Origin of the sequence: Streptococcus suis, assembly GCF_002960425.1 — a bacterium.
GTDB classification, from domain to species: domain Bacteria; phylum Bacillota; class Bacilli; order Lactobacillales; family Streptococcaceae; genus Streptococcus; species Streptococcus suis_S.
In genome coordinates this window covers 1-560 of record NZ_POIZ01000079.1, presented here as the reverse complement: position 1 = coordinate 560, position 560 = coordinate 1, and the positions used below count along the sequence as shown (strand labels likewise).

Here is a 560-nt window from a genome sequence, read left to right as displayed (position 1 = left end):
AATCTTTATGACAAGCTAGTTCAAGAAGGGGTGAATACTGCCTTGTCCAAGGAAGAATGCCTCACTAGCGAGGGACTCAAACAACTCCTACATGAGACAGAACAAGTATTGGATGAGGTGGAAGAAGCTATCTCACAAGAGCCTAAAGTCATTAAAGGTGGATCAGCCAACAGACAGAAACGAAGAAGAATTAAGAAACTAAAGAGAAAGTTGAAAGAGGATTTTCTTGTTCGGAAACAGAAGTACGAACGAGATAAACAGATTCTACAAGAGCGAAATTCCTATTCTAAAACGGATCACGATGCAACATTCATGCGGATGAAAGAAGATCATATGAAGAATGGTCAGCTCAAACCGGGCTACAACCTCCAACTTGGCACAAACAGCCAGTTTGCCTTAGCTTACGGACTGTTTCCGAATCCAACTGACACTCGTACACTCAAGCCTTTTCTTCAATCCATCCAAACCTTAGAACTCTTTCAACACATTGTCGCAGATGCAGGTTATGGAAGTGAAGAAAATTATAGCTTTATCCTTGATGACCTGGAGAAAACACCTCT

1 protein-coding gene is annotated in these 560 nt (G+C 41.4%); it reads left to right on the top strand.

The features are described from left to right. On the top strand, positions 1-560 hold a 560-nt coding region (locus C1G57_RS09175; protein ID WP_153045626.1), incomplete at both ends, for a transposase.